The organism is Tahibacter aquaticus (genome assembly GCF_004363655.1).
GTDB lineage: Bacteria > Pseudomonadota > Gammaproteobacteria > Xanthomonadales > Rhodanobacteraceae > Tahibacter > Tahibacter aquaticus.
On the sequence record NZ_SNZH01000005.1, the window covers coordinates 286,606 to 302,773 of the forward strand.

At 66.6% G+C, this 16,168-nt stretch carries 12 protein-coding genes; 4 read left to right on the forward strand and 8 right to left on the reverse strand.

Annotated features, from left to right (window positions below; genetic code table 11):
* Positions 1–173: 173 nt before the first annotated feature.
* On the reverse strand, positions 174–806 hold the full coding sequence (locus tag DFR29_RS10360) for a response regulator transcription factor (RefSeq protein WP_133818513.1): 633 nt from the start codon (positions 804–806) through the stop codon (positions 174–176).
* A 242-nt stretch (positions 807–1,048) separates the two neighbouring features.
* On the opposite strand from DFR29_RS10360, the gene DFR29_RS10365 reads away from it, so the two are divergent.
* Together DFR29_RS10365 and DFR29_RS10370 are read left to right on the forward strand one after the other, a co-directional pair.
* On the forward strand, positions 1,049–4,072 hold the full coding sequence (locus DFR29_RS10365) for a sensor histidine kinase (RefSeq protein ID WP_243746017.1): 3,024 nt from the start codon (positions 1,049–1,051) through the stop codon (positions 4,070–4,072).
* Positions 4,073–4,363: 291 nt separating this feature from the next.
* Positions 4,364–4,747 carry a hypothetical protein gene (locus DFR29_RS10370; protein WP_133818515.1) on the forward strand — a complete coding sequence of 128 codons (384 nt, stop codon included), beginning with the start codon at positions 4,364–4,366 and terminating at the stop codon, positions 4,745–4,747.
* 218 nt (positions 4,748–4,965) lie between these two features.
* On the opposite strand, the gene DFR29_RS29995 is transcribed toward DFR29_RS10370, so the two are convergent.
* The 3 genes from DFR29_RS29995 to DFR29_RS10385 all read right to left on the reverse strand — a co-directional run bounded on the left by DFR29_RS29995 (position 4,966) and on the right by DFR29_RS10385 (position 7,422).
* Complete coding sequence (locus DFR29_RS29995; protein WP_243746010.1) at positions 4,966–5,550, reverse strand: DUF3011 domain-containing protein; 585 nt, start codon at positions 5,548–5,550, stop codon at positions 4,966–4,968.
* Positions 5,547–5,966: an EF-hand domain-containing protein gene (locus tag DFR29_RS10380; protein ID WP_166654008.1), complete on the reverse strand. Its 420-nt coding sequence runs from the start codon at positions 5,964–5,966 to the stop codon at positions 5,547–5,549. The genes DFR29_RS29995 and DFR29_RS10380 overlap by 4 nt, the downstream gene beginning before the upstream one ends.
* A 139-nt stretch (positions 5,967–6,105) precedes the next feature.
* Entirely contained in the window at positions 6,106–7,422 is a 1,317-nt protein-coding gene (locus tag DFR29_RS10385; RefSeq protein WP_208113560.1) for a pyridoxal phosphate-dependent decarboxylase family protein, read from the reverse strand.
* Positions 7,423–7,927: 505 nt separating this feature from the next.
* Between DFR29_RS10385 and DFR29_RS10390 the strand changes: the two genes are divergently transcribed.
* Both DFR29_RS10390 and DFR29_RS10395 read left to right on the forward strand, forming a co-directional pair.
* A complete protein-coding gene (locus DFR29_RS10390) occupies positions 7,928–8,689 on the forward strand; it encodes a TerC family protein (protein WP_133818518.1) in 762 nt (253 codons plus the stop codon).
* 199 nt (positions 8,690–8,888) lie between these two features.
* Positions 8,889–9,398 (forward strand): hypothetical protein, encoded by a 510-nt coding sequence (locus DFR29_RS10395; RefSeq protein ID WP_133818519.1) that lies wholly within the window; start codon positions 8,889–8,891, stop codon positions 9,396–9,398.
* A gap of 103 nt (positions 9,399–9,501) precedes the next feature.
* On the opposite strand, the gene DFR29_RS10400 is transcribed toward DFR29_RS10395, so the two are convergent.
* From DFR29_RS10400 to DFR29_RS10415, 4 genes are all read right to left on the reverse strand, one after another.
* A complete protein-coding gene (locus tag DFR29_RS10400) occupies positions 9,502–12,873 on the reverse strand; it encodes a S8 family serine peptidase (RefSeq protein WP_133818520.1) in 3,372 nt (1,123 codons plus the stop codon).
* Positions 12,874–12,974: 101 nt separating this feature from the next.
* Positions 12,975–13,343: a hypothetical protein gene (locus tag DFR29_RS10405; RefSeq protein WP_133818521.1), complete on the reverse strand. Its 369-nt coding sequence runs from the start codon at positions 13,341–13,343 to the stop codon at positions 12,975–12,977.
* Positions 13,344–13,364: 21 nt separating this feature from the next.
* On the reverse strand, positions 13,365–14,207 hold the full coding sequence (locus tag DFR29_RS10410) for a dioxygenase family protein (RefSeq protein WP_133818522.1): 843 nt from the start codon (positions 14,205–14,207) through the stop codon (positions 13,365–13,367).
* Between the two features lie 441 nt (positions 14,208–14,648).
* Positions 14,649–16,052, reverse strand: coding sequence for a hypothetical protein (locus DFR29_RS10415; RefSeq protein ID WP_133818523.1), 1,404 nt, complete (start codon positions 16,050–16,052; stop codon positions 14,649–14,651).
* Positions 16,053–16,168: the final 116 nt, after the last annotated feature.

The window sequence follows — 16,168 nt, forward strand, 5'->3', positions numbered from 1 at the left end:
CGCCGTGCCCATCGCGCCTGGCACGCGGCGCGAATGCTTTCCGCAGGCTGCGACGAGCACCGCGAATGGCACCGTCGAGGTGCCGGCCTTGGCGCATAGCCGCACTACCTGCGGCGCAGCGCAGCATGCCCGTCGCGCGCGGCACGCTGCCCGCTTATGGACAAGTAGCATTGTCAGCGATCGAGAAAACCGCGCTTCACCGCCAGCGTCACCGCATGGGCGCGGTCGGACGCACCCAGCTTGACCATGGCGCTCTGCAGCCGCGCCTTGACGGTGTCGTCGGCGACCGTGAGCTTCTCGGCGATTTCCTTGTTGGAATGGCCAGTCGCGACCAGCTGCAGCACGGCCAGCTCGCGCCCGGTGAGCATGTCGGCACCGGCATGCAGTGCCACGTCGCTGGCCACTTCGGCGCTGAGCATGCCGCGCCCCTGCGCCGCGGCGCGGATGGCATTGAGAATTTCCTCGCGCGTCGAGCTTTTCAGCAGATAGGCAATGGCACCCGAAGCCAGCGCCTTCTTCGCCCGCGCATCGCCGGGATAGGTGGTCAGCACGACGATGCGCGCGGCCGCATCCAGCGCGCGGATCTGCGCAATCGCCTGCAGCCCGTCCAGCAGCGGCATCTGGATATCCAGCACGCTCACGTCGGGCTGGCATTGCTGGAAGCGCGCTACCGCTTCGACGCCGTCGCCCGCCTCGCCCACCACGTCCATATCGCCGGCGCTTTCGATGGCGGCGCGCAGGCCATCGCGCATCACCGGATGGTCGTCCGCCAGCAATACCCGAATCCGCACCACGTCCTTTTTCATCGACGACCTCCAGCCCGCGCAACGGCGGCGAGCCTGCCGTCTGAGAATGGACTGCACCGGCGCGGCGCCATCATGGTCGGGCGTTCGCGCCGGTTCAATGCCCAAACGGGTGAACCTGCGCCGTGCCTGCGTTGCACCTGCACCAAGCGGTCTGTACATTACTGCCGCTTCCACCGGCCGGCCGGACAGATGCGTCGCCACGATGCATTTCCGCCGCCGGCATATCCGGAGCCATCGTGAGCATGCCCGGCCCGCTGCGCCTTCTGCTGCACTGCCTGTTGCCGGCGCTGCTCGCAGGCCTCTGCACCACCGTCGCCGCAGCCGCACCCGAACGCCAGTTCCGCCACACCGCCTGGTCGGTGGAACGCGGAGCGCCGGCCGACATCTGGGCACTGGCGCAGGACCGCGACGGGTTTCTCTGGCTGGGCACCGGCAACGGCCTGTATCGCTTCGACGGCGTCGGCTTCGTGCGCCGCCTGCCGGCTGCCGGCGATACGCTGACCACGCGCAATATCACCGCCCTGCACAGCAGTGGCGACGGCAGCCTGTGGATGGGTTTCTTCTACGGCGGTACTGCCGTGCTGCGCGGCGACACGCTGCAGCGCTATGGCAGCGCCGAAGGCTTTCCCGACGGCATGGTGCTGGCCCTGGCGCAGACCCGCGACGGACGCCTCTGGGCCGCCAGCCGCGGCGGCCTGGTGCGCTTCGACGGCCAACGCTGGCAGACCGTCGGCCGCGAGATGAACTATCCCGGCAAGCGCGCCGATGCCCTGCTGCTGGACCGCGACGGACGCCTGTGGGTGGCGACCGACGAAGCACTGGTCTTTCTCGACGCCGCTGGCACGCAGTTCGAACACAGCGGCATCGCCGTCGGCAAGGATGCCGCGCTGGCACAGGCACCCGACGGCAGGATCTGGCTGTCCGACGGCCTGTACGGCACCCGGCCGCTGCCGGCCAGCGCCGCGGAGCCACCGCCGCCGCCACCGCCACGCACCCGCTTCGGCCAGGCCAAGCGCCTGCTGTTCGACCGGCAGGGCCGGCTGTGGGGATCGGACGCGAATCGCGGCGGCATCTACCGCGTCGCCGATCCGGCCCGCATCGCCGACGGCCAGTCGCTGCGCAGCGACGACGTCGACAGCTTCTTCGGCACCAAGGACGGCCTGACCTCGGACATCGCCGTGCCGCTGCTGCAGGACGCCGAAGGCAGCGTCTGGGCCGGCACCAACCTGGGCCTGAATAGTTTCCATGTAAACAATGTCACATCGCCTGCCGAATTCCAGGCCATGGCCGACCTGAGCTTCAGCCTGGCCGGCGGCAATGGCGAGGTGTGGATAGCCAACAACGGCAGGCTGGCGCAGGTAACGCGCGACGGCGTACAGGAAGTGCTGCGCGGACTGCCGCCCATCGTCGGTGCGCTGTACGACGGCGCCGGCCAGCTCTGGCTGGAAGAACCCGACGGCCTGCTGCGCTACCACGACGGCCGCCTGGACAAGGTCGCCCTGCCGCCGGCCACCACCACCGACGATATTCGCGCGCTGGCCGGCGACGGCCACGGCGGCCTGTGGGCGGCGTTTTCGCGCCATGGCATCCATCGCTGGAGCGAAGGCCGCTGGACAGCACTGCAAGCTGTCGCCGAACTGCAGGGACGTACCCCGACCGCGCTCGCCAGCGATGCGGCCGGCGGCCTCTGGCTGGGACACGCGCGCGATGCGCTGGCCCGCATCGACAGCGGCGGCCAGCGCCTCTACGGCAAGGCCGACGGCCTCGCTGTCGGCCTGGTCAGCGTGATCGACGCCAGCTCGGCACAGGTACTGGTCGGCGGCGAAGCCGGCCTGGCCCGCCTGCACGGCCAGCGCTTCCAGAGCCTGCACCTCGACGATGCAGATCTGCTCAGCGGCATTTCCGGCATCGTGCGCCGCGACAACGGCGATCTCTGGCTCAACACCATCAACGGCGTGGTCCGCGTCGACGCCGCCGAAGCCGAGCGCGCCTTCGCCGATCCGGCCTATCGCGCCCACTACCGCCTGTTCGATTTCCGCGACGGCCTGCGCGGCGTCGCGCGCCAGGCCAGCATCACCGGCACTGCCGCGGTCGACGCCGCCGGCCGGCTCTGGTTCGTCACCAACCAGGGCGCGGCATGGATCGCACCGGACGCCATCGCGAGCAACCAGCTGCCGCCACAGGTGCTGATCGAAAGCGTCGTCGCCGGCGGCGTGCGCCATGCCGCCCGCACCGCACTGCAACTGCCGGCCGGCAGCACCAATCTGCGTATCGCCTATACCGCGACCAGCCTGGCCGCACCCGAGCGCGTGCAGTTTCGCTACCGCCTCGACGGCGTGGACGAACAATGGCAGGACGCCGGCAACCGGCGCGAGGGCTTCTATACCAACCTCGATCCGGGCCACTACCGCTTCCGCGTGATCGCCGCGAACGAAGACGGCCTCTGGAACGAGCAGGGCGCCAGCCTCGACTTTCAGATCGCGCCACGTTTCTACCAGCGCGGCTGGTTCTATGCCTTGTGCGCCCTGTTCGCCCTGGCTGCGGCACTGCGCTTCTACTTCTGGCGCCTGCACCTGGCCGCGGAAAAGATCCGCCAGCGCTTCGCCGACCGGCTCGGCGAACGCGAACGCATTGCGCGCGACCTGCACGACACCTTGTTGCAGGGTATACAAGGTCTGCTGCTGCGCCTGCAGTCCCTTGCCGCCGGGCTGGCGCCCGACGACCCGCGCCGGCGCCAGCTCGACCAGGCAGTCGACCAGGCGCGCGTGATGCTGGTCGAAGGCCGCGACAAGATCGTCGCCCTGCGCGCCGGCGATACCGACAACGAAAGCTTTGCCGCCGCCGTGCGCTCGCTGGGCGCCAGTATCGCCGCGGCGCAGGCCGATCCCGCCCATTTCGACGTCAGCGTCAGCGGCAACGAACAGCCGATCTGCCCACCGGTCTGCGAAGAACTGCTCGCCCTGGTGCGCGAAGGCCTGCGCAATGCCTTCGTGCATGCACAGGCCGAACGCATCGCCGTTCTGGTCGCTTACGAGGCGCACACCTTGCGCGTACGCATCCAGGACGACGGCCGTGGCATTGCCGAGGAAATCCTGCGCCAGCGCCGCCGGGACGGGCACTGGGGCCTGGTCGGCATGCACGAACGCGCCGAACGCCTGGGCGGCACGCTCAGCATCCGCAACCGCCAGGAAGGCGGCAGCGAAATCGTGCTGACAGTGCCGCGGCAGATCGTGTTCGGCGAAGGGGGGCGCAAACCGCTGCCCTGAGGAACTTCCGAAAAGGTTTCCGCGCAGTCGCCCGTGCCCGCGGCCACCGGTCTGCACCACCCCGCCCGCCGCCTGCCTGGCGGGCGTCGGGCCACCCTGTTGCCTGAAAGAGGCTGCAACGGCAAAGCCAGATTCCAACCGGTCCGGCGGTTGCCCAACCCCGCCCAGTACCTGTTGCGCAGACGCCGGCAGCGCAGCGGCTGCGGCGAATCGGCGCGGGCCGCGCGCACCGGCAACGCAGCGCTATGCTGGCATCTCTCGCGGGCAGCCGGTGTGCACCTCACAAAGCCTATGCAAACGAACCTGTTCTGCGCAGCGCTAGTGCTGCTGATGGTGGGAACAATCCACTCCATCCTGGGCGAATGGCTGATCTTCCGCCACCTGCGCACGGGCGGCATGGTGCCTGCCGCTGCCGCACCGCCGCTGCGCGAGCGTCACGTGCGCATTCTGTGGGCCAGCTGGCACATCGTTAGCGTATTGGGCTGGGCTTTCGCCGCGGTGCTGCTGCGCATGGCCTTTCCATCCGAGCCGCAGATACTTCAGGTATTTGTACAGAACGCCATCGTCATTTCCCTGGCGCTCAGTGCCCTGCTGGTACTGGCTGGCACGCGGGGCAGGCACCCCGGCTGGATAGGATTGCTGGCGGCGGCGGTGCTGGTGGCAGTGGGGTGGTAGCGGGGCACGGTTGCCTGGCGCATTTTCGCGGCAGTGGCATAGACGCCAGCAAACGCCGGCGCCCCGTCGTGCGGTGACTCGCTGCGCAGCGGCTTGGCTATCGGGGAGCGGAGCCGACTGCTTCCTCTCCTCCAAGCAAGGTCTGGAAGAGAGGAAGTACAAGCAAGCCGGAACTGGCGCTGCAGCGCTGCTGCCACACGACTCCATCCGGCCATTCGTCAATACACCGCAAACTCCGCCCGACACCCGTTGCTGACCCACACCCTGCCCCGCTCCTGGCCCCAGCTGCGGCCATAGTCGCAAGGGGCGGAACTCAGCTGGCGATACACTTCCAGATGTCCACGATTGGGCGCATTGCAATAGGTGAACCGGTTGTTGTTGGATTCGCAGCGGAAGGTGCTGCGCGGATTGCCGCCATAGCCGGGCCGGTAGTCGTCGTAGCGGTCGCGATCCTTGTTCTTGTTGCTGGCGATGATGGCCGCGCCGACCAGGCCCAGTACGATGGCGCCAGCCACTGCATTGCTTTTGTCGGACGAGCCGGACGAACGTTCGCCGACACGGAATTCGGCGCGGCAGCCGCGATCGACCCAGATGCGGTTGAGGTCGAAACCCCAGGTATCGTTCTGCCAGCAGCCTTGCGAGCTGAGCTGGCGCGACAGGCTGACGCCGTTGCGGCCGTCGATGGGGCAACTGCGGTATCTGCCGTCGCTGGATTCGCAGCGCACGGTTTCCGCCTGGCTGGCGGCAGTGACAAGCAGCAGTGCGGCAGCCGCCGCGGTGCTCAGAAGATCGGCGCGCTTCATGGCTTGGACTCCTCTTGGGCTTTGCGGGCAGCGACAAAGGCATCGAGTTCGCCCGCTTCGAGCTGGCCGTCGCCATTCGTATCGAAGCGCTTGAACGTGGCTTCCAGTTCGCCGCCGAAATCTTCCAGCGTGATCTTGTGATCGGATGCCTGCTCGCTGGCCCCAGCCAGCCATTCCTTGGGGAATTCCTTCGCGTCGAGCACGCCGTCGTTGTTCTTGTCGCGTGCGGCGAAGCGCCGCTGCATGGCATTGCGGTATTCCTCGAAACTGATCTTGCCGTCGCCGTTGCGGTCCATACGCTGCAGCAGGCGCGAGCGCGTATCGCCCGGCTTGTCCGCGACAGCCTTGTCGGCGGCGATTGTTCCTGTCGTCCACAGCACCAGCGCGAAACCTACCAGCACACTTCGATAAGCCATGGCCTGCCCTCCGCTTGGAAGTCGAATGAGTAAGGGAAGCGAGTACAGCATTGGAACGACTGACGTTGCTGCCGGCCGCGTCGATACGACGCGCCAGCGCACCGCCCGCATCATGGCATAGGCACGCAGCGGCAGTCGCCTACGGCGTCGCCGCGATGGCAGCGAGGATGCGGGCCACATCGGCCTGGGTAGTCGACCAATTGGAAAATGCCGCACGCACCGCCGCGCGGCCGAACAGCTGGGTCGGCGTCATGAAGACTTCGCCGCCGGCGTTCAAGGCCTGCAGCCAGGCATCGCGTGCCGCGGCATCGCCCTCCTTGAGGGCGAAGCAGACGATGTTCAGATGTACCCCGCCCAGCACGTCGAATCGTCCGCTCGCGGCCAGACCCTCGGCCAGCGCCTGCGCCTGGGCGCAGTTGGCCGCCACCCATTCGGCGATACCGGCGCGGCCGCGCGTCGCCATCACCATCCAGGCCGGCAAGGCGCGCAGGCGGCGCGAGTTCTCCGGGGTGAAATGCAGCGGGTCGGGATCGCTGCCCAGGTAGGCCGAACTGGCGGCGAAGATCTCCCGCTGCAGATCCGGCCGCGAGGTATACGCGATCGCGCTGTCGTAGGGCACATTCAGCCATTTGTGCAGATCTACCGTGACCGAGTGCGCCCGTTCCAGGCCGCGCAGGCGCGCCGACAGCGTGGGCAGCAGACTGGCGAACAGGCCGAATGCACCGTCCACGTGCAGCCAGGCATCGTAGCGTTCGGCCAGGCTGGCCAAAGCGTCGATATCGTCGAAGTCGCCGGTATTCACTTCGCCCGCGCTGGCGACGACGATGGCCGGCCCGCGATGCTGCTGCAAGGCCGCTTCCAGCGCCGCTGTATCGACAGCGGTGCGGCCGGGCAACGTTGCCACGGCGCGGTACTGGCCCCGGCCTATGCCGGCAATCGCCATGGCCTTGAGGATGCTGGAATGGGCCGCACCGGCGAAAACCGTCGCGCGCTGGTCGGCTGTCTTGCGCGCCGCCCACTCCCGCGCCGTGACCAGGCCGACCAGGTTGGCCGCCGTCGCACCGCTGACGAACTGGCCGTGCATGCCAGCAGCGATGCCGAAGACCTGGGCGTAGGCGGCGACCGTCACGCTTTCCAGCTCTGCAGCGATCGAGCCTATGGCATTGGATACGTTCTGGTCCCAGGTGCTGACCAGCCAGTCTGCCGCCAGCGCTTCGGGCGTCACCCCGCCGGTGACGAAACCCAGATAGCGCGGGCCGGGCGAGGCCGACAGCCAGGGTGCGACGCGCTCGGCCAGCAGGGCCAGGGCGGCATCGAAACCGCCGCCGTCCGGCGGCGCCGGCGCAGCTGCCCGCTGCATCTGCGCCACGCGCCGTTGCGGCAAGTTGGCAAGGTGCGCCGCGGCAAGCTTGCTGGCGGCGGCAATGGCCTGGTCGAAAGACGGCAAGTCGGGCAAGAAATCCTCCATAAATTAACAATTTTACTATTCCGGCGCACGCAATGCGCCGCCGGGCTGGCCGGGGCACGCCGCAGGCGCCCCGGACATCGGAATGTATCGCCATCAGAAAGCCCATGCCGGAATTCCGGTCGAACCCAGGCCCTCGCTGCGCCCCTGCTTCCCGCCATGCGACTTTGCTGGCGGGAACATGCCGATGCCGGGCTACGCCTGCGGCCTGCCCGGCCTCGCCGTTGTCTGCCGCCAGGCGGCTTCGCCAGCCGGGCACCCGCTGCGTCATTTTGTCGCTGCAAGCATTACAACCGGCTGGCGACGCGGTAATTGCCGGACCAAAGCCGTAGCCATGCCGGCCTGCAGTCCGAGCCGTTCCTAGTCCTGTATAAGGGCCAATGGTAGTCTGCGCCGCAACCGCCCCGTGGCGGCCCCTACCCCATGTCCGACCTTTTGTCGCATCGACCCATGGCGACGGGGTACGGGCATCTCACCGTGCGGCAAGAGAACGCTTATGGAATCGCTAGCCAATCCCGAAATCTGGATCGCCCTCGCCACGCTGACCGCACTGGAGCTGGTGCTGGGCATCGACAACATCATTTTCATTTCCATCCTGGCGGGCAAGCTGCCGCCGGAGCAACGCGACAAGGCACGCAAGCTCGGCATCATGCTGGCAGCGATCACCCGCCTCGGCCTGCTGTTTGCGATTTCCTGGATCGTCGGCCTTACCGCACCGATCTTCTCCGTATTCGGCCACGAGATCTCCTGGCGCGACCTCATCCTCATCGGCGGCGGCCTGTTCCTGATCGGCAAGGCCACGCACGAAATCCACCAGAAACTCGAAGGCGCCACCGAAGACAATGCCATGGCTGCGGCAGCGACCTTCGGCAGCGTGATCGTGCAGATCATGATCCTGGACATCGTGTTCTCGCTGGATTCCATCATCACCGCCGTCGGCATGGTGGACGAGCGCTGGGTGATGTTCGCTGCGATCCTCATCTCCATCGTGTTCATGCTGCTGTTCGCCAAGGCCATCGGCGATTTCGTCGAACGCCATCCGACCGTGAAGGTGCTGGCGCTGAGCTTCCTGATCATGATTGGCCTGGTACTGATGGCCGATGGTTTCGGCCAGAAGATTCCCAAGGGCTATATCTACGCGGCGATGGCGTTCTCGGTCTTCGTCGAAATGATCAACCTGTGGATTCGCAACCGCGCCAAGAAGAAAGTGGAACCGGTAAAGCTGCACGAGAAGTACAGCGACTCGTCGCAGACCTGAGCCCGGCGCCACGCTGCCTGCCACCCCAGCCCCGCCCGCGACGACAGCGGGCGGGGCTGTGCGTTTCCCCCCGCCGCGCAGACAACACTGCCGGCAGCCGATTCGCCGGCGCGCGACTGCCCGCATTGACGCCTCGTTCATGTGTACCGGCTTTTCATGCACCGGCCAGGCACCTCGCCGGCCATAAAGGAGCTGCTGCATGATCCTGAGCCCCCCTGCCATCCTCGCCCTGTCCCTGGTCCTGCCTGGCGGTGCCGCGACGGCGGCCGAAATCAGCAGTGACGATTCCGTCGGCACGCTCGACGCGCCGATCAGGGCCTACCTGGACAGGAAAGCCGCCGCCGAGTCCGCCGCCGGGATCTACGTGAGCAAGCTGGTCCGCGGCGATATCGACGGCAATGGCAAGGCCGACGCCTATGTGTCGTATTCGCTGGAAAGCGCCAGCGGCGGCAATTTCACCCTGCTCTACGAGGCCTTGTTCGTTGTTGAAAAAGACCAGCTGGTTTTCAAGGCCGAGCGCGACAACGGCAGCAGCGGCACGGCCCAGGGCGAAAGCTTCTCGCCCAAGCGCATCGAGGCGGGCAGGATTCTCGGCGAAATCCTCGCCTATGCGCCCGACGACGGCGCCTGCTGTCCCAGCATCAAGCGGGCGGCCAGCGTGTCCTATGCCGGCGGCAAGCTGGGCGCCGCGGTGAAAAAGGCCGACTGAGCCGCGACGCGGGGTTGCACCGTACGACAGAAGCACCGTACGACAGAAAAGGGGCGCCGAAGCGCCCCTTTTCGTTTCCTGCCGTTACCGCCCGGCTATCGGATCAGCTATCGAAACCATTGGCGAAGATCGCGTCCGGCTGCGGTGCGGCGCAACCCTGCACCTTGATGTTGTCCACGTACCAGCCATGCGGCACACGGCCGATCGAGGTGTCGCTGGTCATGCGGAAGCGCAGCTTCACGGCCTGGCCGGCATAGGCGTTCAGATCCACCACTGAGCGCAGGTAGGCTTGCGGATCGCCGCACCAGCCCTGCAGGCCGACCGCGGGATTGTTGGCACCGATCGCGCCGTTGTACGGGTCGGTCAGCATGGCCGAGCCAGCAATCTGCGTGAAGATGCTGCCGCCGTCGGTGGAGATTTCCAGCAGGCCCGCATCCCAGCAGCCGCCGTTGCTGTTCGGCTCCATGGTCTGGTCGCTCTGGAACTGCAGGGTCAGCGGGCTTTGGCCGCTCGGCAGGTTGATGGTCGGCGAAACCAGGCGCTGGTCGGACACCACAACCGGATCCTGCGCCAGCCAGGCATTGCCCGTGCCGCCGTAAGGCCGCGCCGCGCTGATGGCCCAGTTGGCCGAGCCGCTGCCGGCGCTGGTGGTCCAGCCGTTGGTACCGTTCTCCACATCGTCGGAAAATACCGTATTGGCCACGCTGCCCAGGCCGCAGTCGCCCGGTGCGGCGACCGTGCTGAACTGATAGACCGGCGAGTTGCTGCCGGCGCCGCAGACATTGTTCGCGCGCACACGCCAGTAATACGTCGAGCTGGTGGCCAGGTCCGTCGTCGGCGTGGCCGTGGTGTCGCTGCCGGTCTTGCTGAAGACAATAGTGGCAAAAGCCGCATCGGTCGCGACTTCGAGCACGTATTCCGAGGACTGTGCCGCCGCTGACCAACTGAAGGCCGGCCGCACGGCGACATTGGTCGCGCTGTTGGCCGGCGCAGTCAACGCCGCTGCTGCCGGTGCCGCCGTAGCGACGGTAAGCGACAGATCGCGCGAACGATTGCCAGCGGCCGAGGCCGACTGCAGCTGGAAGGTATGCGTACCCGCGGCGACCGCATTCAATGCACTGAGGCCGATGCTGGCCGAACCCGGCGGCACGACCGTAGCCGGCGTCACTGCACCGCTGGCGCCAGCGGGCAGGCTTGCCAGCGACAGGTTCACCGGCGTCGTATAGCCCATCACCGAGCCGATGCTGACAGCGTAGCTCGCCGTCGTCGTGCTGCTGGTACAGACCGCCTGCGCACTGACCGGCGTGGCTACGGAATAGTCCGGCTGCGATACGCAGTTGACGCAGACCAGGGCGAAATCCTGGTCGGTCGCATCGCCGCTGTTGGGCAGCGCGTCGGAGGTGATATTCGCCGCCAGCACTTTCACGTTCAGCGCACCGGCCGCGCTGGCCGTGGCTGCGTCGAGCCAGACCGATTCGATATTGTTGCTCGCGTCGGCCGTGCCGCCGGTGGCGCTATAGCCGTTGCTGCCGAAGACATTGCCCCGGTAGGTGCCGGCGCCGGCACTGACCTGCAGATCGAGGTTGTTGTTCCAGGCCGGCGTATTGCCGCCGAGGCCGTGGCCCGGCGCGTCGGTGTATACCAATACCAATTGCACCGGCTTGGTCGTGTCAGCCGGCGACACGCTGAGGTTCCATTCTTCGCCCGTATTGTCGAAGGTGCGCGTGTTCTGGTCGTAGTACAGCACGGCCGGGCTACCCAGCAGCCAGTCGGCGCGCAGGCGGCCCCAGCCCTGCTTGTTGTCGGGGCGATGGCCCATGGTGACGCCGTCGGCATCGGGGCGGCCGAACAGATCCTTGCTCGCCGCCACCAGCGCGGCCTTGATCAATGCCGCGCTGGGCGAGGCGCCGGCATGGCTGGAACGATACTTTTCCACGAATAGCGCCGCAGCGCCGGTCACCTGCGGCGAAGCCATGCTGGTGCCGCAGTTCATGCCGTAACCGGTGGCGCTGATGGTGGAATCCACGTAACAGCCTGGCGTGACGAGGTGCGGGATGCGGCGGCCGTCCAGCGCCGGGCCGTGGGCACTGTTGCTGGACAGGTCGTCGATGCCCGGGTCGATCGCACCGGAAGACGTCTGCGCCTTGGTCGAACCGACCGTGATCACGTTCTTGGCTTCGTCCGGCGAACCCTGCGAGCTGGTGCCGCCGTTGCCGTTCATGAACGACAGCACGTAGGTCAGCGGCTGGTCGCCGGCCACATCGGGCTTGGTATCGCGCGTGCCCACGTCGACCTGGCGCGTATCGGCGTCGTAGCCGCGCGGCGTGGAGCCCGGCCCCCAGCTGTTGCCGGACAGGTCGGCGCCGTTGTCGTTGGACTGGCGCATCAGCTTGAGCATGCCGCCGGCCTGGGTAAATGTGGGGTTGTATACCTGCTCGATCAGCTTGGCGCCGGGCGCCATGCCCTGGCCGCGCTTGAAGCCGTTGGCGTCGTTGGTGCCCGACGAGGCGTCGCCGGCCATGATGCCGGCAGTATGCGTGCCATGCGAACTGGTGGCGCTGCCGCCGCAGGTGTCGCCGGTGCAGGGCAGCATGCGGCCGACCAGGTCCGGATGGGTGTCGAAGATGCCGCCGTCGACGTTGGCGATCTTCACGCCGTTGCCGTTCACGCCCATGGTGGTCAGCCAGGCCAGATAGCCCGGCACCGGCAGGTTGCTGGCGTTGAGATTGTTGGCCGTGATCTGGTTGGCCACTTCGGCACGCAGGCCGCCGTCGCGCGGTACCGGGTCCAGCGCGTAGACGCCGGGCAGTTGCGCCAGCTGGGTGATCGACGCGGCGGTGCCTTCCAGTTCGACGATGTCGAACTGGCGGTCGATCTGCACGCGCATGCCGCTTGTCGCGCCACTGCTGCGCAGCTCGGCGTCGCTGACCTGGGCACCGCGATAGACCATGGCGCGCCACTGGGTTTCGCCACGGCGTTCGCCGTCGAGCACGTTGGCTATCTTGTATTCCGGCAGGAAGTCGCCGCTCCAGCGCACGGCGCCGAGGCTGCGGCCACGCTGCATGGCCACGTCGTCGGCCCAGACCACGTAGGCGAAGGGCGCGATGTATTGCACCGGCACGATGCCGTTGCTCTGCAGCGCCAGGAGCCAATCCTGCTTGGTTGGTCCGTCGAACTGGACCAGGCGCAGCGCCTTGCCCTTGCCGTAGGCGCTGGTACGCGCTGCCGCATCCACCGTGGGATCGAATACGCGTCCGCCCAGATCCAGCGAATAGGTGGCGGCGCTATCGGCACCCAGGCCACTGTCGCGGACCCAGGCAAAGCTGCCGTAGTCGTGGACGACACTGGCACCCCGCGCCAGGGCCTGGGCAAGCTGCTGCTCGGGAACGGCGGCGAAATCGGCGGCGGCAGCGGCAGAAGTGGCAACGAATGCAGCAACAGCCAACGCAAGAGCGGTGCGATGCGGTAGGGACATGTCTGGACCTTCGGAAGGGTTGAGGCAGCGCGACTCCCCTGCGTTTCGCGCACTGCTTTACGGCGATCCGCCCTGCCCCGGCGCGGCTGCCGAACATCCGATCATCCGAAATTTGCGGACGAAATCAACGGAGGAGTATGCATAGTCCATACGGCGTAGACGAAATCCGCGATAACTAAGCCTAGAGGCGTAGTTATCGACGTATGGCAACGCGCAGGAACGCACAGGGCCGACTCCGATCCTGCGTCGTCCAGATGTTCCACGTCGCTGCGCGCGCCGACAATCATCGGGTGCAATGCATCGGAATCCGCCGCTTCGATCAGTTGCTCGGTCTGTTCGAACTGGTTTCTCGCCGCGCACAGCAACGCAATCAGGCGAGGCCCATTGCAGTGCAGCAAGTCAGCGAAGAAACGCGGATTGGCGACGAATCGCAGCGAGGTATCGCAGCGAAAGACAGCGGAACTATTCACTGTTACTGGCGAGACAGGCCACTAACTCTGGAATCCGTTGGCGAAGATCGCATCCGTCGGCTGCGCCGCCACGCCGACTTCCAGCACCGACAGCCAGCCGGCCGCGTTGTCGCCACTGGTCGTGGCCAGCTGCAGCACGCCGCCGTCATTGCCGAATACGTTGTCGCCATTGAGCGAAACGCCGTTGAGATTCTGCGTGCTGCCGGAGTAGCTGCCGCTCTGGGCATAGACCGTGCGGCAGGACGCCTCGGGCAAGGCCAGCTGCGAGGTTCGCACCGCGTTGCTGCCGGACACGGCCTGCGCCAGCGAGCTGTACACCTCGAAATGGATATGCGGCCAACGCCCCGGATAGCAGCCCGGAAAGATCGAGGTGAAGCTGACTTCGCCGGCGGCATCGCTCACCTGCACGCCGCGCAGATAGTTCTGCCCCGATACGCCGGAGGAGTACATGGAATAGCCGCCGGCGGCATTGCAATGCCAGATGTATACCGCCAGCCCCTGCAGCGGCGCACAGCCGGCCAGGGTACTGACCAGCTTCAGGCGCACGGTCAGCAGTGTACCGGCGGCAGCGGCCGTGCCTGAGGAGCCGAAACTGGCGCGGATGTCCGAACGCACGATGCCGCTCTGGGTCAGCACATTCGGCCCGTTGGTGCCGTCGCCGGGATACGGGCCGCCAGTTTCGGCGGGAATCAGCGCACAGCCGAAGGAACGCAAAGGCAGCGCAGCCAATGCAGCGGCGCCGCCCAGCGAACCGAGCAGGAAGCGGCGCCGGCGCAGCAGTTCGCGCTGCTGCAGTACGGCCAGGGTTTCGCCCAGGCTGGCGTGGGTGTCGGACAACATCGGCAGGGAGAGACGGCGGGCCATGGCTAACCTCGGCAGAGTGCGGGTCTGGGTGGCGCGCCAGCGGCATCCGCACGCGGCGGCGCTGGCAGGCGCGGCAGCATCCCGTGCAGGCGGCCGCTGTAACGGCTGCCGCGCCTTGCGCGCAGGGAAACTGCAGCCACAACGCTAAGCCGCGATCGGCGAAAACCTGAGCAGGAACTGCGCAGAATTCTAGGAGAACACGACAGCACCACCGCCAGGCGCCACCGTCATCACAAAGGAATGTCTGCACAAGTGTTTATTGATCACTGTACCGGCATCACCACGATGGTCGCCGGCATGCCGAAGGAACAGCACATGCACAAACTTATTGCGGCACTCGCCCTGGCCGGAATCGGCAACGAGCACCGCCAATTGCACCGCCGAGGCGGCGTAGACCGCTTGTGCCGCAGGGCCGTCCGGCGCGATGCCCTACGCTCGCGCTCAGATCGAGGCGCGGCGGAATTTCCTGCGCAGCGCAAATAGCAGCAATGCCGCCTGCGACGAGGCCAGCAGCAACAGCAGCGAGGACAGCACGGAGCCGCCCACGCCTGCCGGGTCCATCGGCCTGTCCTTCTGCAAGGTGGCGATCGACAGCGTCATGCCGAATGCGGCGACGAAATCCTGGCCCAGTACGGTCCAGTCTTCGGCCGATGCGGGCAGGCACAGGCACGGCGTGTAGTCGATCCGTTCCTTGCCGGTGCGGTAGTGCATGCCGTTGAGCAGGAACAGGCCGGAAAACACCAGCAGCAAGGCCGCCATGACCAGCGCGGCACGCCGGTAGCTGGTGCCGTACACGCTGACGAAACGGTACAGCCAATACGTGTTGAAGTTGCGCAGGCAACGGCGCCAGCGCGAACTGGGCAAAGGCTCGGCCTGCAGCCTGGCCATTTCCATTTCGCCCATATGGAAGGCCTCGGCCAGCTCGTAGTTGCGCTTGGCCTCGAAGTTGAGCACGAGCTGGCGATAGTTCTCCGCCAGCCGTTCGCGTGCGCTGGCCGGCTCGCGTTCACGCAAGGCGCAGGGTTCGCTGCGCAGCTTCTCGCGCAGATCGATCTCGCCGCGCAGGCAGCTGCGGCCAGCCAGCTGTGGCCAGGTAACACGAGAGAAAACAAATTTCTCCATATTGGTACCGGCCAGCTGCGCACCGCTGAAATCCACATCGTAGAAACTGATGTTGGCCTTGTCGGTCACGCGCAGGTTTTCCATCCAGATCGTCGTTGCCTCGACGTCGACAAAATAGATCGACGCCTTGTCCTGCAGCACGATATCGCTGAGCGTCAGATCGGGCAGCTCAAGCCCCAGCAATTCGAGGCTGGCCTCCTTTTCCAGCACGGATTCATACAGTTTCAATTCGCCCATGGCGACGCGGCCCAGATAGTCGGGCTGGCGGAAGGCCGGTGCCTTGATCGTGCAATCGCCGCGGATGCGGGAAAACCGCAGATCCACGCTCATAGGCTGGTCCGGCGCGACGGCAATCTCGAAGCCCTTGGCGAATTGACCCGAACGCAGCGACAGCCGGGCAATCGCCACGGGCCGGATGACGACATGGTCGGCAAAGATGCAGTCGGCCAGGTCTACCGGCTTGCCGTTGCAGCGGATGCCGGTGGCGCTGAGCCGGCCGTCGAACTGGCATTCGGTGATCGACAGGCCGGCTTCGAAAACGCTGTCGTCCAGCCGCAGCGTCTTGGCAAAGCGCTTGCCCCGTATCGTCACGGCTTCGCTGAAATGCCGATTGGAAAAGTCCACTTCGCTGCCAAGCGCCACGCTTTCCGGCAGATCGCCCGTGTCCAGGGCGTCGAGCAGTTCAGCGGCGCTTGCGGCCCTCAACGCGATCGGCGCGGCCATGAAAACCTCCCCTGCGACAGGCATTGCCGCGTACGGCATCGGTGCCGTCAGCGAACAGAACCTCTCACTGGCGTGGTAACACGCGACTGACCTGCAACGGCCGCGCGCTTCGCACG

What these genes read in the sequence shown, in the direction of transcription:
- DFR29_RS10400 (WP_133818520.1), bottom strand. Translation starts at nt 12,873, where the DNA reads ATGTCCCTACCGCATCGCACCGCTCTTGCGTTGGCTGTTGCTGCATTC.
- DFR29_RS10380 (WP_166654008.1), bottom strand. Translation starts at nt 5,966, where the DNA reads ATGGCTTATCGAAGTGTGCTGGTAGGTTTCGCGCTGGTGCTGTGGACG.
- DFR29_RS10390 (WP_133818518.1), top strand. Translation starts at nt 7,928, where the DNA reads ATGGAATCGCTAGCCAATCCCGAAATCTGGATCGCCCTCGCCACGCTG.
- DFR29_RS10365 (WP_243746017.1), top strand. Translation starts at nt 1,049, where the DNA reads ATGCCCGGCCCGCTGCGCCTTCTGCTGCACTGCCTGTTGCCGGCGCTG.
- DFR29_RS29995 (WP_243746010.1), bottom strand. Translation starts at nt 5,550, where the DNA reads ATGAAGCGCGCCGATCTTCTGAGCACCGCGGCGGCTGCCGCACTGCTG.
- DFR29_RS10410 (WP_133818522.1), bottom strand. Translation starts at nt 14,207, where the DNA reads ATGGCCCGCCGTCTCTCCCTGCCGATGTTGTCCGACACCCACGCCAGC.
- DFR29_RS10415 (WP_133818523.1), bottom strand. Translation starts at nt 16,052, where the DNA reads ATGGCCGCGCCGATCGCGTTGAGGGCCGCAAGCGCCGCTGAACTGCTC.
- DFR29_RS10370 (WP_133818515.1), top strand. Translation starts at nt 4,364, where the DNA reads ATGCAAACGAACCTGTTCTGCGCAGCGCTAGTGCTGCTGATGGTGGGA.
- DFR29_RS10360 (WP_133818513.1), bottom strand. Translation starts at nt 806, where the DNA reads ATGAAAAAGGACGTGGTGCGGATTCGGGTATTGCTGGCGGACGACCAT.
- DFR29_RS10395 (WP_133818519.1), top strand. Translation starts at nt 8,889, where the DNA reads ATGATCCTGAGCCCCCCTGCCATCCTCGCCCTGTCCCTGGTCCTGCCT.